This window comes from Rhodoferax sp. WC2427 (assembly GCF_040822085.1).
GTDB lineage: Bacteria > Pseudomonadota > Gammaproteobacteria > Burkholderiales > Burkholderiaceae_C > Rhodoferax_B.
Genome location: NZ_CP162006.1, coordinates 2,613,103 through 2,629,206 on the forward strand (window position 1 = coordinate 2,613,103; position 16,104 = coordinate 2,629,206).

15 protein-coding genes are annotated in these 16,104 nt (G+C 65.5%); 2 read left to right on the top strand and 13 right to left on the bottom strand.

Annotated elements, in window-relative coordinates; all coding sequences use genetic code 11:
- Positions 1 to 5 precede the first annotated feature (5 nt).
- Positions 6 to 569: a D-alanyl-D-alanine dipeptidase gene (ddpX, locus tag AB3G31_RS12305; protein WP_367846375.1), complete on the bottom strand. Its 564-nt coding sequence runs from the start codon at positions 567 to 569 to the stop codon at positions 6 to 8.
- 191 nt (positions 570 to 760) lie between these two features.
- Between ddpX and AB3G31_RS12310 the strand changes: the two genes are divergently transcribed.
- Positions 761 to 1,513: a substrate-binding periplasmic protein gene (locus AB3G31_RS12310; protein ID WP_367846376.1), complete on the top strand. Its 753-nt coding sequence runs from the start codon at positions 761 to 763 to the stop codon at positions 1,511 to 1,513.
- Between the two features lie 11 nt (positions 1,514 to 1,524).
- Here the strand turns inward: AB3G31_RS12310 and AB3G31_RS12315 are convergent, their stop codons facing one another.
- The 7 genes from AB3G31_RS12315 to smc all read right to left on the bottom strand — a co-directional run bounded on the left by AB3G31_RS12315 (position 1,525) and on the right by smc (position 9,956).
- Entirely contained in the window at positions 1,525 to 2,025 is a 501-nt protein-coding gene (locus AB3G31_RS12315) for a hypothetical protein (RefSeq protein ID WP_367846377.1), read from the bottom strand.
- Between the two features lie 91 nt (positions 2,026 to 2,116).
- The gene (def, locus tag AB3G31_RS12320) at positions 2,117 to 2,656 is read right to left on the bottom strand and encodes a peptide deformylase (RefSeq protein WP_367846378.1); all 540 of its coding nucleotides are present in this window, start codon (positions 2,654 to 2,656) and stop codon (positions 2,117 to 2,119) included.
- Positions 2,653 to 3,006 (bottom strand): DUF86 domain-containing protein, encoded by a 354-nt coding sequence (locus AB3G31_RS12325; RefSeq protein WP_367846379.1) that lies wholly within the window; start codon positions 3,004 to 3,006, stop codon positions 2,653 to 2,655. Before AB3G31_RS12325 ends, def begins: the two co-directional genes overlap by 4 nt.
- Positions 2,999 to 3,289: a nucleotidyltransferase family protein gene (locus AB3G31_RS12330; RefSeq protein ID WP_367846380.1), complete on the bottom strand. Its 291-nt coding sequence runs from the start codon at positions 3,287 to 3,289 to the stop codon at positions 2,999 to 3,001. Before AB3G31_RS12330 ends, AB3G31_RS12325 begins: the two co-directional genes overlap by 8 nt.
- A 9-nt stretch (positions 3,290 to 3,298) precedes the next feature.
- Positions 3,299 to 5,392, bottom strand: a complete 2,094-nt coding sequence (gene ligA / locus AB3G31_RS12335) for an NAD-dependent DNA ligase LigA (RefSeq protein WP_367846381.1) — start codon at positions 5,390 to 5,392, stop codon at positions 3,299 to 3,301.
- Positions 5,393 to 5,397: 5 nt separating this feature from the next.
- A complete protein-coding gene (locus AB3G31_RS12340; protein ID WP_367846382.1) occupies positions 5,398 to 6,429 on the bottom strand; it encodes a cell division protein ZipA C-terminal FtsZ-binding domain-containing protein in 1,032 nt (343 codons plus the stop codon).
- A 2-nt stretch (positions 6,430 to 6,431) separates the two neighbouring features.
- Positions 6,432 to 9,956: a chromosome segregation protein SMC gene (gene smc / locus AB3G31_RS12345; RefSeq protein WP_367846383.1), complete on the bottom strand. Its 3,525-nt coding sequence runs from the start codon at positions 9,954 to 9,956 to the stop codon at positions 6,432 to 6,434.
- A 292-nt stretch (positions 9,957 to 10,248) separates the two neighbouring features.
- Between smc and AB3G31_RS12350 the strand changes: the two genes are divergently transcribed.
- Entirely contained in the window at positions 10,249 to 11,403 is a 1,155-nt protein-coding gene (locus AB3G31_RS12350) for a hypothetical protein (RefSeq protein WP_367846384.1), read from the top strand.
- Positions 11,404 to 11,491: 88 nt separating this feature from the next.
- On the opposite strand, the gene AB3G31_RS12355 is transcribed toward AB3G31_RS12350, so the two are convergent.
- Genes AB3G31_RS12355 through AB3G31_RS12375 form a run of 5 tightly spaced genes read right to left on the bottom strand, consistent with a single transcriptional unit; the run spans position 11,492 to position 16,020 of the window.
- Positions 11,492 to 12,217 (bottom strand): ABC transporter ATP-binding protein, encoded by a 726-nt coding sequence (locus AB3G31_RS12355; protein WP_367846385.1) that lies wholly within the window; start codon positions 12,215 to 12,217, stop codon positions 11,492 to 11,494.
- Positions 12,210 to 12,986, bottom strand: a complete 777-nt coding sequence (locus AB3G31_RS12360; protein ID WP_367846386.1) for an ABC transporter ATP-binding protein — start codon at positions 12,984 to 12,986, stop codon at positions 12,210 to 12,212. Before AB3G31_RS12360 ends, AB3G31_RS12355 begins: the two co-directional genes overlap by 8 nt.
- On the bottom strand, positions 12,983 to 13,957 hold the full coding sequence (locus tag AB3G31_RS12365; protein ID WP_367846387.1) for a branched-chain amino acid ABC transporter permease: 975 nt from the start codon (positions 13,955 to 13,957) through the stop codon (positions 12,983 to 12,985). Before AB3G31_RS12365 ends, AB3G31_RS12360 begins: the two co-directional genes overlap by 4 nt.
- Positions 13,957 to 14,829: a branched-chain amino acid ABC transporter permease gene (locus AB3G31_RS12370; protein WP_367846388.1), complete on the bottom strand. Its 873-nt coding sequence runs from the start codon at positions 14,827 to 14,829 to the stop codon at positions 13,957 to 13,959. Before AB3G31_RS12370 ends, AB3G31_RS12365 begins: the two co-directional genes overlap by 1 nt.
- An 18-nt stretch (positions 14,830 to 14,847) precedes the next feature.
- Complete coding sequence (locus AB3G31_RS12375; RefSeq protein ID WP_367846389.1) at positions 14,848 to 16,020, bottom strand: ABC transporter substrate-binding protein; 1,173 nt, start codon at positions 16,018 to 16,020, stop codon at positions 14,848 to 14,850.
- Positions 16,021 to 16,104 lie beyond the last annotated feature (84 nt).

Consider the following 16,104-nt stretch of genomic DNA (forward strand, 5'->3'; position numbering starts at 1 on the left):
GCATGCTAACTCGGACGCATCGGGCTCAAATCGCCCAGCGCGGCGCTGTCGATCAGGCCATAGTGGCCGGGCAGCGCGTAGTGCCACCATTCGTGGGGCAGGTGCTTGAAACCCGCGCCTTCCATCACCTGCAGCAGCAGCAGGCGGTTGGCCTGCGCCTGGGCTGAGACCTGTTCACTGAAATGGTGCGATGCGTCGCTCATGTCGTCGAAAGCCGTGCCCATGTCCAGCTCGGCCTCCTGCGCGTCCACCAGGGTCAGGTCCACCGCCGTGCCGCGCGTGTGGTTGGAGCCGATGGCGGGGTCGGCCACGTAGGCTTGGTCGGGCGCAGACTCCCACAGCAGCACCTGGGCCTCGTGCGGGCGAAAGGCATCAAAAATCTTCAGCCGCAGGCCCGATTCCGCTGCCAGCAGCACGGCCTTGCGCAGGCAGGCTTCGGCATCGCGGTGCAGCAGGCAATGGGCGCGGTCGTAAATGGGGCGGCCCGCGATATTGTTGGCGGTGGCATAGGCCAGATCGAGCACGATGCCATGGGTTTCCGGGTGGACCTGGACGAGAGGATGGGGCATGGAGAGCTGTGGTTAAAAGAAGGTGCTTGTGCAATTTCCACCTACACTTATAGCTACTTATCTTATAGCAAATTGGTTGTCGCCAGCTCCGAGCGGCATCGCAGCAAAATTGAACGCACAAAAAAATACAATGCGCGTTGTATGCAAAATATAAGATGGGCAGCGGTGCCTCTCCCTCACTAAGGATATCCGTGAAGCGCTTCGTATTTTCTTTGGCAGTGGGGCTCTTGTGCACGATGCACTGCCGGGCCCAAACCGACTCCGGATTGATCCGCCTGGCCACCCTGGAATGGCCGCCCTATAACGGCCTGCTGCTGCCCCAGGGCGGCCTGTCCAGCTACATCACCTCGGCGGTGGCCAAGGCGGCGGGCTACCGCCTGCTGACCGCGTCGTTCGAATGGAGCACCACCGTGCGCAAAGGCGAACAAGACCCCCACTTTGACGGCTACTTTCCCGAGTACTTCAGCAAAGAACGGGAGCAGGCCTGCTACCTGTCGCATTCCATCGGCAACAGCGTTCTGGGGCTAGCCACCCTGCGAACGGCCCCCATCTACTGGAACGCCATCACCGACCTGGCCCCCTACAAGCTGGGGGTTGTCGATGGCTACCTTAACGGCGAGGCGCTGGACCAGGCCATCCAGGCCAAGCGCCAACCGGTGGAAACCGGGACCAGCGATGCCGTGAATATCCAGAAACTTCGCACGGGCCAGGTCCGCGGCATCGTGGTGGACAAGAACGTACTCAGGTATACCTTGTCGCGCACGGGTGGCACCGAGCACGTTGCGTTCAATACCCGGCCGATTGCGCAGTTGAGCCTGCACGTGTGCTTTCGGCGCACGCCCGCTGGTTTGCAGATGCGCAATGCCTTTGATACGGCCCTCGGGCACCAGAATGTGGTGCAGTTGGAAAGCACCTACTTCAAGATGTTCCCGCTGGGCCGCTGAATGCCGCCCCGCTACGGTACCGCTGAGGCGGAGGCCGTGGCAGCCGGTACGGGGGACGCGGCTGGCGCAGAAGCAGGCTCGGCCAGCGGTTCCTCAAAGCGTTGGCCCGCAGGCAGCGGCAGGTAGGTAGAGGCATCTGCCGACCCCATGCCCCAGGTAAACCCGGCCGGGCCCTGTTCGGTGGTGCCCGAGCCAAAGCCACGCAAAGCCTCGGGAGCGGTAAACGCCATGCGCAGGTGCACCCCGCCATCGCAGTGCAGGGTCAACATACCCGCCGCCGTGGCGGTGTAGCGCAGATCACCCATACAGTTTTGGCTGGGTTGGCTGGATGACAGCCGCAGACTACCGCCGGAGCGATCATTGAGAATGGTGGCGCGGCCTTCCAGCAGCACGCCATTGACCACGGCGTAGGCCGGCACGCTGCTGGCCAGCCAGCCCTGCATGCGGGTATCCATCTTGGCGCAACCAAGCAGGGCCAGGATGGCCGCAAGCGCAGGAAAAAGAGCTTTCATCGCGCGATGGTAGCCCCATGGGCCAAGGACCTAAGCGCGGGGAAGCGGGTGCAAACCAGGCTATTTTTGCGCTTAGAACCGTTTCAATAACTCAATCGTCGTCCGCCGGGTCCAGCGCCGGAAACAGCACGTCGGTGTAGCCCAGCTGCGTCAGGTCCCGCATGCGGGTGGGGTACAGCCTGCCGATCAGGTGGTCGCACTCGTGCTGCACCACGCGGGCGTGGAAGCCGTCCACCATGCGGTCGATGGGGTCGCCGTACTGGTCAAACCCGGTGTAGCGGATGCGCGACCAGCGCGGCACCAGTCCGCGCAGGCCCGGTACCGACAGGCAACCTTCCCAGTCGCTTTCTTCCGCGTCACCTATCGGCGTGATCACCGGGTTGATCAGCACCGTAGGCGGCACAACGGGCCGGTCCGGGTAGCGCGGATTCACGTCCGCCGTGCCAAACACCACCAGCTGCAAATCCACCCCGATCTGCGGCGCCGCCAGCCCCGCGCCGTTGACGGAGCGCATGGTGTCCAGCATGTCCGAGATGAGCAGGTGGAGTTCGTCGGTGTCGAATGCGGTCACCGGCTGGGCCGTGCGCAGCAGGCGCGGGTCGCCCATTTTGAGGATGGTGTGGAGGGTCATGCTCGTTTTGGAATGGCTTGCAGCGCAGGCAACAAGTTCGGAACATCGGTAGTCACGATGCTCCACAGGGTGTCATTGTCGATACCCAAATAGCCATGGATCAGCCGATTGCGCGTCGCTATGACCATGCGCCACGGAATCTCGGGATGGGCGGCGCGCACCGTGTCCGGAATGTGGGTTGCCGCTTCACCGATCAGTTCAATATTGCGTACCGTGGCATCGAAGCGCATGGCATCGCCGACGAACTGGTTTTGGTCCAGTCCGTGGGTAAAAGCCAGCACCCGCTGGCAAAAACCGACCATATCGTCCAGATAAAACCGCCACTCGCGGCTCTGTGGCGCATCAGACATGCACGGCATCCCGTTCCACATAAGGCCGAAGTTCCGGGCGCAAAGCCTTGTCGGTCACCAAGTCCACGGGACAACCCAACAGGTCTTCCAGGTAAAACTGCACCCCAAAATAGCGGGCTGAGGTGGCAGGGCCGTCGAAGGAGACAAGAACGTCCACGTCGCTGCGGGCCGTGGCGGTATCGCGGGCCATGGAGCCAAACAACGCCAATTGGACGACACCGAACAGGCGGCCCAAATGGGCTTTGTGCTGGGTCAAAAGCCCGAGAGTGGTTTGGCGGTCCATGGACGCAGTTTAGTCCGTTGCAGCATCCACCGGCTGCAACAACGCCAACATCCCCGCCTCGTCCAGCACGGTGATGCCCAGCGCCTGCGCCTTGTCCAGCTTGCTGCCGGCCTCCTCGCCTGCGACCACGTAGCTGGTTTTTTTGCTCACCGAGCCGGCCACTTTGGCACCGGCGGCTTCGAGCAGGTCTTTGGCCTGGTCGCGGCTCAGGGTGGGGAAGGTGCCGGTGAGGACGAAGGTTTGGCCTGCCAGGGGCTTGGGAGCTTGCTGGGCGGGTTCGCCCTCCTCCCAGTGGATGCCGCAGGCACGCAGTTGCTCGACCACTTCGCGGTTGTGTGGTTGGTCGAAGAAGGTGCGGATGGCCAGGGCGACGATGGGGCCCACATCGGCCACTTCCAGCAATTGCTCGGGCGTGGCATCCATGACCGCGTCGAGCTTGCCAAAGTGCCGGGCCAGTGCCTTGGCCGTGGCTTCGCCGACGTGGCGGATACCCAGACCAAAGAGGAAGCGCGGCAAGGTGGTGTTTTTGGATTTTTCCAGCGCGTCCAGGATGTTCTGCGCCGACTTGTCGGCCATGCGGTCCAGGGCAGACAAGGCGGTGAAGCCCAGCTTGTACAGGTCGGGCAAGGTGCGGATCACGCCGGTGTCCACCAGCTGCTCCACCAGCTTGTCGCCCAGGCCTTCGACCTCCACCGCGCGGCGGTGGGCGAAATGCAGGATGGCCTCCTTGCGCTGCGCCGGGCAGAACAGGCCGCCACTGCAGCGGTGGTTCATCTCGGTTTTTTCGCGCACCACTTTGCTGCCGCAGATGGGGCAGGCGCGCGGCATGCGGAAGTTGGGCACATACCGGGCGCGGGGTTTGTCGATGATGCCCACCACCTCGGGAATCACGTCGCCCGCCCGCCGCACGATGGCGGTGTCGCCCACCCGCACCCGCTTGCGGCGCAGCTCGAACAGGTTGTGCAGGGTGGCGTTGGTCACCGTGACACCGCCCACAAAGATGGGGGCCAGCCGCGCCACCGGCGTGAGCTTGCCGGTGCGGCCCACCTGCACATCGATGGCGGTAATAGAAGTGAGCTGCTCTTGCGCCGGGTATTTGTGCGCCACGGCCCAGCGCGGCTCGCGCGACACAAAACCGAGCTGGCGCTGCAGGGCCAGGGCGTTGAGCTTGTAGACCACGCCGTCGATGTCATACGGCAGGCCGTCGCGGGCGGCACCGATCTTTTGGTGATACGCTATTAATTCCGTAGCGCCTTGCGCTATTTCCACCTGGGCTGCGACCGGAAAACCCCATTTTTTCAGGGTTTGCAGCAGCGCGTAGTGCGTGTCGAACACCGGCCCCCCCTGCTCTGGCGGCGTGACCTCGCCCAGGCCGTAGGCGAAAAAGCTCAGGGGCCGCCGGGCGGCGATACCGGGGTCGAGCTGGCGCACGGCACCGGCGGCGGCGTTGCGCGGGTTGACGAAGGTTTTGTCGCCGTTTTCGCGCTGGCGTTCGTTGAGCGCATCGAAGTCGGCCAGGCGCATATAGACCTCGCCGCGCACTTCCAGCACGGGCGGCGCACCCCCATGCAGGCGCAGCGGAATCTGCCGCAGGGTGCGGATGTTTTGCGTCACGTCTTCGCCGTACTCGCCGTCGCCCCGGGTGGCGGCCTGCACCAGCACGCCCATTTCATAGCGCAGGCTCATGGCCAGGCCGTCGAACTTGGGTTCGGCCACGTACTCGACGGGCGGGTCGGACTCCAGCAGCCCCAGTTCCTTGCGGATGCGGGCGTCGAAGTTTTGCGCGCCGGTAGGCTCGGTGTCGGTCTCGGTGCGGATGCTGAGCATGGGCACGGCGTGGCGCACGGAAGCAAATTCGGGCAGCGGCTTGCCGCCCACGCGCTGGGTGGGCGAATCGGCGGTCAACAGTTCGGGGTGGGCGGCTTCCAGCGCCTGCAGGGCTTTGAAGACACGGTCGTACTCGGCATCGGGCACCGTGGGCGCGTCCAGCACGTAGTAGCTGTGGCTCCAGGCGTTGAGCTGGGTGCGCAGTGCTTCAATTTCTGTAGCTGCTTGCGCTGATGGAATGGGCGCTGGAGGGCTAAAAAGGTCTGAACTTTCCATGGCACTTAGCTGAACAGTCTGCGCGCCAGTACCGAGCCCGCCGCCAGCTCGCGCGAGTCCAGCGTGTCGTACAGCTGCTCCAGCGAGGCACCGATGCCGTCCAGCGCGTCGCGCTGCAGCGGGTAGCCCCGGTCGTCGGTGAGGCTGCCGTCCATGGCTTCGGCCAGGGCGGCGGCGGTGTCGCGCAGGCGCACAAAGGGCTGCTCGGCGCGGTCCACCTGCGGCACGTCCAGGCTCAGGGTGACTTCGCGCAGGGCCGACTGGTCGGGGTCTTCGGCCAGGGCCGCCTGGGCATCAAACGCCAGGCCCAGGATGGGGGGCATGCCGGGCGTGCTGCTGGGCAGCAGCATGCGGCCGGGAATCAGGCTGGGCACAAACCCCAGTCGGGCAGCGTGCTGCTGCACATAGCCGGGGCTCCAGGCGGCGTGCACCGCGCGCAGGGTGAAGCCGAGCTGGGCATCGTGGTCGTTGGCGAACTGGTCGAGCTCGCGGCCCCGGGCCACTTCTTCGCGCATGTCGGGGAACTCGGGCAGGCCGCTCACGGTGTCGGCGTAGGCCTGGGTTTTGATGACGAACTCAGAGAACTCGATCTCGTTGAGTGCGCCGGTACGGTTGGCCAGTTGCACGCCCGCCTGCAGTTGGCTGTAGCGCTGGCCCGCCACCGGGGTTTCCCACTGCTGGGTGGCCACGTTCAGGCCCTCGATGGCAAAAGGTTTGCTGCCAACGCGGCGGGTCGGCGGCATGGCGGCCAGGGCGGCATCGCCCGACACCGGTTGCTCCAGCGCAATGGGGGCCAGCACGTCGATCAGCGCGTCCATGCCGGGCTTGCGCTCGGGCGTGGGCAGCGGGGGCAGCTCCTCTCCGTCAAACGCGGGGTCGCGGCGTTCGATATCCGGCGCGCTGGGCTCGATGGGAATGGGCAAGGGATCGGGCTGCTTGGGGGCGTTTTTGCGCGCCGACCAGGTGTTGTAGGCCACGACGGTGGCAAGCACGAGCCCGCCGCCGATGGCCAGGCCGAGTTGTAGGGTGGTGGTCATGATCACATTTCGGCCATGGATAGGGCCGACTCCATATCGACTGCCACGATGCGTGAAACGCCCTGCTCCTGCATGGTCACACCAATCAGTTGCTGGGCCATTTCCATGGCGATCTTGTTGTGGCTGATGAAAAGAAACTGGGTTTCGCGGCTCATGCTGGAGACCAGTTTGGCGTAGCGCTCGGTGTTGGCGTCGTCCAGCGGCGCGTCCACTTCGTCGAGCAGGCAAAACGGTGCCGGGTTCAGCATGAATATCGCGAACACCAGGGCGATGGCCGTCAGGGCTTTTTCGCCGCCCGACAGCAGGTGGATGGTCTGGTTCTTCTTGCCCGGCGGCTGGGCGATGACCTGCACGCCCGAGTCCAGGATTTCGTCCCCGGTGATAACCAGGCGCGCATTACCGCCGCCAAACAGCTCGGGGAACATCTTGCCAAAGTGCTCGTTGACGGTGTTGAAGGTGCCCGACAGCAGCTCGCGGGTTTCGCCGTCGATTTTTTTGATGGCATCTTCCAGCGTGGTCATGGCCTCCACCAGGTCGGCGGTCTGGGCATCCAGGAACTGCTTGCGTTCGCGGGCCACCGTCAGCTCGTCCAGCGCGGCCAGGTTCACGGCCCCCAGGGCGGAGATTTCGCGGTTCAGCCGGTCGATTTCGCTTTGCATGCCGGGGATGCGCACATTGCCTTGCACGATGGAGGTAGCGATGGCCTCCAGGTCGGCATTGGCCTCGGTCAACAACTGGCTGAACTGCTCGGAGCCCAGGCGCGCGGCCTGCTCCTTGAGCTGGAATTCGGTGATGCGCTGGCGCAGTGGCTCCAGGGCGCGCTCGTTGTGCATGCGGGCCTCGTCGCTGGCGCGCAGGCGGGCGGTCAAATCATCGTACTGGCTGCGCTGGGCGGCCATCTCGGCCTCGCGCTCCAGCTTTTGCGCCAGGGCGGTTTGCAGGCCGCCCTGGGCGGCGGCGTCGTTCAGGCGGCCCAGCTCGTCGGCCGCGCGCTGCTGCTCGCCGCTCAGGGCCACGGTTTGCTGCTGGGCCATGTCCAGCGAACGGCTCAGTTCGGCGCGGCGGGCCCCCAGGCTGCGCTGGGCAAAGGCCGCCTCCTGGGCCTGGCGCTCCAGGCTGCGCTGCTGTTCGCGGCACTCGGCCAGCTTGCGCTGCACTTCGATGACGCGCTCGTCGAGCTGGGCGTGGCGCTCCTGGCTGTCGGCGAGCTGCATGTCGAGTTCTTCAAACCGGCCTTCGGCGTTGACGCGGCGCTCATGCAGCTCGTCCAGCTGGGCCTCCACCTCGGCCAGGTCGCCTTCCAGCTGCTGGCTGCGCACGCGGGCCTGCTCGGCCAACTGGCCCAGGCGCAGGGTTTCGACCTGCAGCGCGTGGGCCTGGGTTTGCGCCTCGGTGGCTTCGCGCCGGGCGCTGACCAGGCGGCCGGACGACTCGTTGTAGGCCGCTTCGGCGCGCACCAGGGCGTAGCGGGTTTCCTCGTTGATCAGGGTCTGGGCGCGCAGTTGCTTCTCTAAATTCTCGATCTCTTGTGCCCGCGCCAGCAACCCGGCCTGCTCGGAATCAGGGGCGTAGAACGACACGCTGTGCGGGCCCACGGCGTGGCCGCTTTGCACGTAGATGACTTCGCCCGGCTGCAGCTGGCTGCGCTGGTGCAGGGCATCTTCAAAGCTGGGCGCCGTAAAACAGCCGTGCAGCCAGTCGGCCAGCAAGGCGGCCAGCCCGGCATCGTTCAAACGCAGCAGGTCCGCCAGCCGTGGCAAGGCGGTAGAACCCTGCGACGGGCCTGCGGGCGGCGGGCTGTAGAAGGCCAGCTTGGCGGGCGGCACGTCGCGGCCATCCAGCCCGGCAAACGCGCGCACCATCTCCAGCCGGGACACGGCCAGCGCGCCCATGCGTTCGCGCAAAGCGCCTTCCAGCGCGTTTTCCCAGCCCTGCTCGATGTGCAGCTGGGTCCAGATGCCTTGCAGGCCGTCCAGGCCGTGGCGGGTCAGCCAGGGCTTGAGCTTGCCGTCGGTTTTGACTTTTTCCTGCAGCGCCTTGAGGGCTTCCATACGGGCCGAAATATCGGCCTGGCGGGCGGATTCGGTGTTGACGGCGGTCTGTTTGGCGCGGCGGTCTTCGTCGAGTTGCGGCAAAAATTCTTGCAGGTCGTGCAGGCGCGCAGCGGCGACGCTGGCGGCTTCAGACGCTTCTTCCAGCTGGGCTTGCAGCTGGCCCAGGCGGGCTTCGTCGGGCGCGGCCAGGGCTTTTTTGTCGGCCAGCAGGCGCTCGCGGCGCTGGTCGAGCTGACGGCTTTGCTCTTCGATGCTGCGCTGGTCGGCGGCCAGCACCTGGATTTGCTGCTGCACCTGCACCACGCCCGTGCGCTGCTCATTAGCGGCACGGCTGGCGGACTGCAGGGCGTCTTCCAGGTCGGGGATTTGCCCGGCCTGCTCCTCCACCTGGGCGGCCAGCAATTCGGCTTTTTCTTCGGCCTCGATGCCGGTGGCTTCCAGATTCTCCAGCTCGTACTGCGCGTCTTCCTGGCGCGTGGCCCACTGCTGGATCTGCTCTTTCAGGGTGGCCATGCGCAGCTCGACGCGCTGGCGGCCTTCCACCACAAAGCGGATTTCGCCCTCCAGCCGCCCTACTTCGGCGCTGGCCTCATACAGTTTGCCCTGGGCGCGGTTCACGGCATCGCCCGCGTCGTAGTGCGCCTGGCGGATGGTTTCCAGCTCGGCTTCCACGTGGCGCAGGTCGGCGATGCGCGACTCCAGGTCGTTCACCGCCTGGGCGGCATCGGCCTTGACCTTGCTTTGGTCGGATTCGCTGTCGACCTTCTTCAAAAACCACAGCTGGTGCTGCTTGAGCGTGGCGCTGGCGTGCAGGCTGTTGTACTTCTGCGCCACCTCGGCCTGCTTTTCCAGGCGCTCCAGGTTGGCGTTGAGTTCGCGCAGGATGTCTTCCACCCGGGTCAGGTTCTCGCGGGTGTCGCCCAGGCGGTTTTCGGTTTCGCGGCGGCGCTCCTTGTATTTGGAGACGCCCGCGGCTTCTTCCAGGAACAGGCGCAGCTCTTCGGGGCGCGACTCGATGATGCGGCTGATGGTGCCCTGGCCGATGATGGCGTAGGCGCGTGGCCCCAGGCCGGTGCCCAGGAACACATCCTGCACGTCGCGGCGGCGCACCGGCTGGTTATTGATGTAGTAGCTGCTGGTGCCGTCGCGGGTGAGCACGCGCTTGACGGCGATTTCGGCAAACTGGCCCCACTGGCCGCCTGCGCGGTGGTCGTTGTTCTCGAACACCAGCTCCACGCTGGCGCGGCTGGCCGGTTTGCGGGTGGTGGTGCCGTTGAAGATCACGTCCTGCATGGACTCACCGCGCAGCTCGCTGGCCTTGCTCTCGCCCAGCACCCAGCGCACCGCATCCATGATGTTGGACTTGCCGCAGCCGTTCGGCCCCACCACGCCGACCAGTTGCCCGGGCAGGTGGAAGGTGGTGGGTTCGGCAAAGGACTTGAAGCCCGCGAGCTTGATGGATTGGAGGCGCACCGGTAAATGGGGGGCAAGTGCCTTGGTTGGGTGGTAGGTTTGTATGCAGCCGCAGTCGGCGCGAACACAAGCCAGTTTACCCGAGCCCCCCAGGGCGCTCTGGCGAAACTATGGCAAACAGCTATATTTACCGTAGCTGCCCGTGCTGGTGGTACCGGCGCCATATGCCTATTTTATGCCCCATGCAGGCACCCGCATCCATCCCGTTACCTCGGCTTTTATGGCCTCATTATTTCCAAAGGCATAAAATTACCCCGTAACGGATAATTAAACCCTAAAGAACTGGGAACCTATGGCTGACACCTTTACCTACCGTCGCACGGCCCTGGCGGCCAGCTACTGCGATGCACTGGAAGGCCGCGGCATTCTGGACGCGACCTCGGGCCTGTTTCTGGCCGCGCCCCGGCGCACCGGCAAGTCCACCTTTCTGCGCGAAGACATGGTGCCCGAAATGCGCGCACGCGGCTGGCAAACCCTGTATGTGGACCTGTGGTCCGACCGCAGCCGCGACCCGGCCGAACTGATCATCGCGGTGGTGCGCGACACCCTGGCTCAGCTCGACGGCCCGGTGCTCAAGGCTGCCAAAAGCGTGGGGCTGGACAAGCTCAACGTGCTGGGCGCGCTGAGCCTGGACCTGAACAAAATCGGCCAGCCCGGCGGGGCCACCCTGTCCGACGCGCTGGAGCGGCTGCACACCAAAAGCGGCAAACCCCTGGTGCTGCTGGTCGACGAAGCCCAGCACGCCCTGTCTACCGAAGCGGGCACGCGGGCCATGTTTGCCCTCAAGGCGGCGCGCGACCGGCTCAACCAGGGCCGGGCCGTGCGTGGCCTGCACCTGGTGATGACCGGCTCCAACCGCGACAAGCTCACGCACCTGGTGCTGCGCCGCAGCGAGCCGTTTTACGGCGCGGGGGTGACGCGCTTTCCGCTGCTGGACCGCGGCTTTGTAGAGGCCTATGCCGAATGGCTGCGGCCCCAATTTGCCGACGGCAAGGCCTTCAGCGCCGACACGCTGGAGCGGGCCTTCACCCTGGTGGGCCGCCGACCGGAAATGCTCAAGCGCGTAGTGGGCGAGGCGGTGGCCGACTGGGGCGGCGCGCAGGCGCTGGACGCGCTGATCGAACGCAACGCCCAAGAGATCCAGCACCGGGCCTGGCAGGAATTTGCCTCTACCTACAACGCCCTGCCCGACGCGCAAAAAGCCGTGCTGGACGCAATTGCCCGCCTCTCGCCCGACTACACCCCGTTTGCCGAAGCCGCCCTGGCCGCCTACCAGGCGGTGGTGGGCAAGCCGCTGAACAACTCGGCCATCCAGGGCGCGCTGGACGCGCTGCGCGACAAGGAGCTGATCTGGCGTGCAGGCCGCGGCGACTATGCGTTTGAAGACGACGGCCTGCGCGCCTGGTACCTGGAACAGCACCCGCAACCGCAGTTGTTGGGGGCCTGACCGGCACCGGCGCGCTATTGATTCCATAGCTGCTTACGCCCATGGAATAAGCGCAAACAGCCGATTTTTCTTAAATCTGGAAAACCCTCTACCGCGCCACGCCCAGCAGCTTGTGCAGCAGCTCGGGCTGCTCCTGCAGGCTGCGCGCCGTGCCGGTGTAGACCACGGTGCCGCGGTCCAGCACGGCGGCGGTGTCGGAGATGGCCAGGATCGCCTGCGGATGCTGCTCCACCAGGATGGCCGACAGCCCCTCTTCGCGGGTGATGCGGCGGATGGCGCGCAGCAGCTCCTGCACGATGATGGGCGCCAGGCCCTCGCAGGGCTCGTCCAGCAGCAGCAGCGTGGGGTTGAGCACCAGGGCCCGGCCCATGGCCAGCATCTGCTGCTCGCCGCCCGAGAGCTGGGTGCCCAGGTTGGTCTTGCGCTCGGCCAGCCGGGGAAACAGGCTGTAGACCCGATCCGGTGTCCAGGGGCTGGCGCTGCGCCCGGCCCGCGCGGGGCGGGCCACGGCGGTCAGGTTCTCGTGCACCGTCAGCGACTTGAAGATATTGCGCTCTTGCGGCACCCAGCCGATCCCGGCGGCGGCGCGCTCGTGCGAGGGCAGGCGGTGCAGGGCCACGCCGCCCAGCGTGATACTGCCCGCGTGTTGGCGCGTGGCCCCGGCCAGGGTGTTGATGAGCGTGGTTTTGCCGGTGCCGTTGCGGCCCAGCAAGGCCAGGGTCTGGCCCGCGTGCAGGGCCAGCGACACGCCGTGCAGCACCACCGCTTCGCCGTAGCCAGCGCTCAGGCCTTCGATGTTCAAGAGTTCAGCCATGGGCTACCTCACCATGTTCCACGTCATGTCCCAAGTACACCGCCTTGACCTGCGGGTCGTTGGCAATGGTCTGCGGGTCGCCTTCGGTGAGCACCGTGCCGTTGACCAGCACCGTCATGCGATTGGCAAAACTGAACACCAGGTCCATGTCGTGCTCGATCAGCAGAATCGACACCTCGGGCGGCAGCGCGGCCACGGTGTGCAGCAGCTCCTCGCGCTCGCCTGCGGGCACACCGGCCACCGGTTCGTCCAGCAGCAGCACGCGGGGTTCGCAGGCCAGGGCGATGGCGATTTCCAGCAGGCGGCGCTTGCCGTAGGCCAGCACCCGGGTTTCCTGGGCCATCACCGCGGTCAGGTGGAATTGCTCCAGCAATTCCTCGCAGCGCTGGGTCACATCGCGGCGCGCACCCAAAGCCTGCCACCACGATCCGCCCAGGCCCCGGTGCTGCGACACCACCATGGCCAGGGTTTCCAATGGGGTCAGCGAGTCGAACAACTGGTTGATCTGGAAGGTCCGCACCAGCCCACGGTGCACGCGCTGGTGCGGTGGCAGCTGGGTAATGTCTTGCCCTTCCAGCACGATGCGGCCCGCGGTGGGCTGCAGCACGCCGGTCAGCAGGTTGATCAGCGTGGTCTTGCCCGCGCCGTTGGGGCCAATCAAGGCATGGCGCGCGCCCTGGTGCAGGTCCAGCGTGACGTTGTTGGTGGCGGTGATGCCGCCAAACTGCATCACCAGGCCCTGGGCCGAAAGTACCGTCTTGGTGCTCATGGGGTACTCCCCCGCTTGCGCGGCAAACGCCAGGTCCAGGGGCGCAGCAGGCGCTCGCGGCCCACCAGCACCAGCACCACCAGGAACAGGCCGATCCAGAAGGTCCAGTACTGCGGTGTGATGCTGGACAAGGCGTCTTGCATCAGCTTGAACACAATGGCGCCCAGCACGCCGCCGTACAGCCAGCCCACGCCACCCACCACCAAAATCAGCATCACGTCGGCGGATCGGTGAAACTCAAACAAGTCCAGCGAGGCAAAGCCCGAGGTCTGCGCCAGCAAGGCCCCCGCCGCACCCGCCATGCCCGCAGCCAGGGTGTAGACCACCACCAGGCGGCGGTGCACCGGGATGCCAATGGCCATGGCCCGCAGCCGGTTGTCGCGGATGGCCTTGAGCGTGGCCCCAAAGGGCGAATGCACCAGCCGCCGCGCCAGCACAAACAGCACCAGCAACACCGCCAGCGAATAGCAGGCCGCCGTCTGCCCGGCCAGGTCAAATTCAAACCGGCCCAGCACCGGCCCCATCACCACGCCTTGCAGGCCGTCGGCACCACCGGTGAGCCAGTCCAGCTTGTTGGCCAGCTCCATCAGGATCAGGCCTACGCCTAATGTGACCATCAGCCGGGTCAGGTCGGTGCCGCGCAAGATGGTGGCACTGCAGGCCGCGCCCAGCAGCGTGGCCGTGGCGATGCCCACCGCCAGGCCCACCAGTGGGTCGGGCATGACCAGCTTGGCAAACAGCGCGGCCGAATAGGCCCCCATGCCAAAAAACGCCGCGTGCCCCAGCGACACGATGCCGGTGTAGCCCAGGATCAAGTCCAGCGACAGGGCAAACAGCGCCACGATGGCGATCTCGTTGACGATCAGCGCATGCCGCGGCAGCACCCAGGGCGCGGCCAGGGCCAGCAGCCACAGGGCCCATTCCCAGGGCTTCCAGCGGCCCGCCTTGAGCAAGAGGTTTTGCGACTCCATCATTTGCCCCCTTGGCGCACAAACAGGCCCTGGGGCCGCCAGATCAGAATCGCAATCATCAGGCTGTAGACGATGAAGGCCCCCAGCTTGGGGATGTAGTACTTGCCCGCCACGTCGGCAATGCCCAGCAGCAAGGCAGCCAGCAGCGGCCCGGTGATGCTGGAGGTGCCGCCCACGGCCACCACGATCAAAAAGTACACCATGAACTTGAGCGGAAAGCTCGGGTCCAGGCCCAGCACCTCGGCCCCCAGCGCGCCGCCCAGCCCGGCCAGGCCGGAGCCCACGGCAAAGGTGCCCAAAAACACCACGTTGACGTTGATGCCTAAGCCTGCGGCCACGCGCTGGTCGTCCACCGAGGCGCGCAAGCGGGTGCCAAACCGGGTGCGGGCCAGCACGTACTGCAAGGCCACCGTCAGCGCCGCGCACACCGCGATGATGAACAGGCGATAGTGGCCCATGCCGAGCATGAAAGCGCCCTCGCCCAGCTCGGTGCGGCCCTTGAGCCACCCGGGCAACTGCACGATCTGCGGGCTGGAGCCAATGAAGTAATCGGCACTGGCCACGGCCATGAAGGTCAGGCCGATGGAAAACAGCACCTGGTCCAGGTGCGGCTTGTGGTACAGCGGCCGGTACAGGGTGCGCTCCAGCACCGCACCCAGCAGGGCCGATATGGCAAAGGCCAGCGGCAGGCACAGCAGAAACGGCACGTTTGCGCGCTGCATCAGCAGCACCGTGGCGTAGCCGCCGACCATGGCAAAGGCGCCGTGGGCCAGGTTGATGAAGTTCATCAGCCCCATGGTCACGGCCAGGCCCACGGCCAGAATGAACAGCAGCATGCCGTAGGCGATGCCGTCAAAAAGTATGGTCAACATGCGCGGCTGCCTGCGGGCTTACTTGGCCTTGCCGGGGTCTTTTACGTCCTTGATGACGGCGAACTCCACGTTGTAGAGCTGGCCATTTTTGCGTTCCACCTTGCGCAGGTAGATGTTTTGCACGATGTCCCGGGTTTGCGCGTCAATGAAGATGGGGCCGCGCGGGCTCTCGAAGATTTGGCCTTTCATGGCCGCCAGCAGCGCATCGCCACCGCCCAGCCCCTTGGTGGCGCGCAAGGCCTCGTAGATCACCCGCATGCCGTCATAGCCGCCCACGGCCATGAAGTTGGGGCGCAGGCCCTTGTTGGCCTTGCCAAAGGCATCGACGAACTTGGTGTTCAGCGGCGACGGATGGTCGGTGGAATAGTGGTGCGAGGTGACCACGCCCAGGGCGCCGTCGCCCATGTCGTTGAGCTGGTCGTCGTCGGTCACGTCGCCGGTGCCGATGAGCTTGATGCCGGCCTTGTCCATGCCGCGTTCCAGAAACTGCTTCATCACCGCCGCGCCCGCGCCAGAGGGCACAAACACAAACAGCGCGTCGGGTTTCAGGTCGCGCACCTTTTGCAGGAACGGCGCAAAGTCCGGGCCGCGCAAGGGCACGCGCAGCGACTCGGGCACCTGGCCGCCGTTGAACAGGAAACGCTCCTTGAAATACTTTTCGGCATCCAGGCCGGGGCCGTAGTCGCTGACCAGGGTCACCACGGTTTTGATGCCGTTCTTGGGGGCCCAGTCGGCCATGCTCACCGCCGCCTGGGGCAGCGTGAAGCTGGTGCGCACGATGTAGGGCGAGGCCTGGGTGATGCTGCTGGTGGCTGCAGCCATCACCACCAGCGGGGTTTTGGACTGGGTGGCGATGGGCGCGGTAGCCAGGGCCGAGGGCGTGATGCCAAAGCCGGCCAGCACGTTCACCTTGTCGTTGACCACCAGCTCCTGGGCCAGGCGCTTGGTGACATCGGGCACGCTGGTGTCGTCCTTGACGATGAGCTGGATCTTCTTGCCCGCCACGGTGTCGCCGTTTTGCGCCATGTAGAGCCGGGCCGCCGCTTCGATCTGCCGCCCGGTGGAGGCCTGCTGGCCAGTCATGGGCAGGATCAGGCCGATTTTGAAAGTGTTGTCTTGCGCTATGGAATAGCTCGCTACCAACGCAGTTGCAGCAAGCGCCGAGGCGCGCAGAAAGTTTCTTTTTTGCATGGTGTGTCTCCTGGTTTTTATTCGGGTGCGGATCCGCTCAAGCACCTGTCTGCCGCTGACCATACGCGCTTGTGTCCGCGAGTG

What these genes read in the sequence shown, in the direction of transcription:
- ddpX (WP_367846375.1), bottom strand. Translation starts at nt 569, where the DNA reads ATGCCCCATCCTCTCGTCCAGGTCCACCCGGAAACCCATGGCATCGTG.
- AB3G31_RS12315 (WP_367846377.1), bottom strand. Translation starts at nt 2,025, where the DNA reads ATGAAAGCTCTTTTTCCTGCGCTTGCGGCCATCCTGGCCCTGCTTGGT.
- def (WP_367846378.1), bottom strand. Translation starts at nt 2,656, where the DNA reads ATGACCCTCCACACCATCCTCAAAATGGGCGACCCGCGCCTGCTGCGC.
- AB3G31_RS12325 (WP_367846379.1), bottom strand. Translation starts at nt 3,006, where the DNA reads ATGTCTGATGCGCCACAGAGCCGCGAGTGGCGGTTTTATCTGGACGAT.
- AB3G31_RS12330 (WP_367846380.1), bottom strand. Translation starts at nt 3,289, where the DNA reads ATGGACCGCCAAACCACTCTCGGGCTTTTGACCCAGCACAAAGCCCAT.
- ligA (WP_367846381.1), bottom strand. Translation starts at nt 5,392, where the DNA reads ATGGAAAGTTCAGACCTTTTTAGCCCTCCAGCGCCCATTCCATCAGCG.
- AB3G31_RS12340 (WP_367846382.1), bottom strand. Translation starts at nt 6,429, where the DNA reads ATGACCACCACCCTACAACTCGGCCTGGCCATCGGCGGCGGGCTCGTG.
- AB3G31_RS12350 (WP_367846384.1), top strand. Translation starts at nt 10,249, where the DNA reads ATGGCTGACACCTTTACCTACCGTCGCACGGCCCTGGCGGCCAGCTAC.
- AB3G31_RS12355 (WP_367846385.1), bottom strand. Translation starts at nt 12,217, where the DNA reads ATGGCTGAACTCTTGAACATCGAAGGCCTGAGCGCTGGCTACGGCGAA.
- AB3G31_RS12360 (WP_367846386.1), bottom strand. Translation starts at nt 12,986, where the DNA reads ATGAGCACCAAGACGGTACTTTCGGCCCAGGGCCTGGTGATGCAGTTT.
- AB3G31_RS12365 (WP_367846387.1), bottom strand. Translation starts at nt 13,957, where the DNA reads ATGGAGTCGCAAAACCTCTTGCTCAAGGCGGGCCGCTGGAAGCCCTGG.
- AB3G31_RS12370 (WP_367846388.1), bottom strand. Translation starts at nt 14,829, where the DNA reads ATGTTGACCATACTTTTTGACGGCATCGCCTACGGCATGCTGCTGTTC.
- AB3G31_RS12375 (WP_367846389.1), bottom strand. Translation starts at nt 16,020, where the DNA reads ATGCAAAAAAGAAACTTTCTGCGCGCCTCGGCGCTTGCTGCAACTGCG.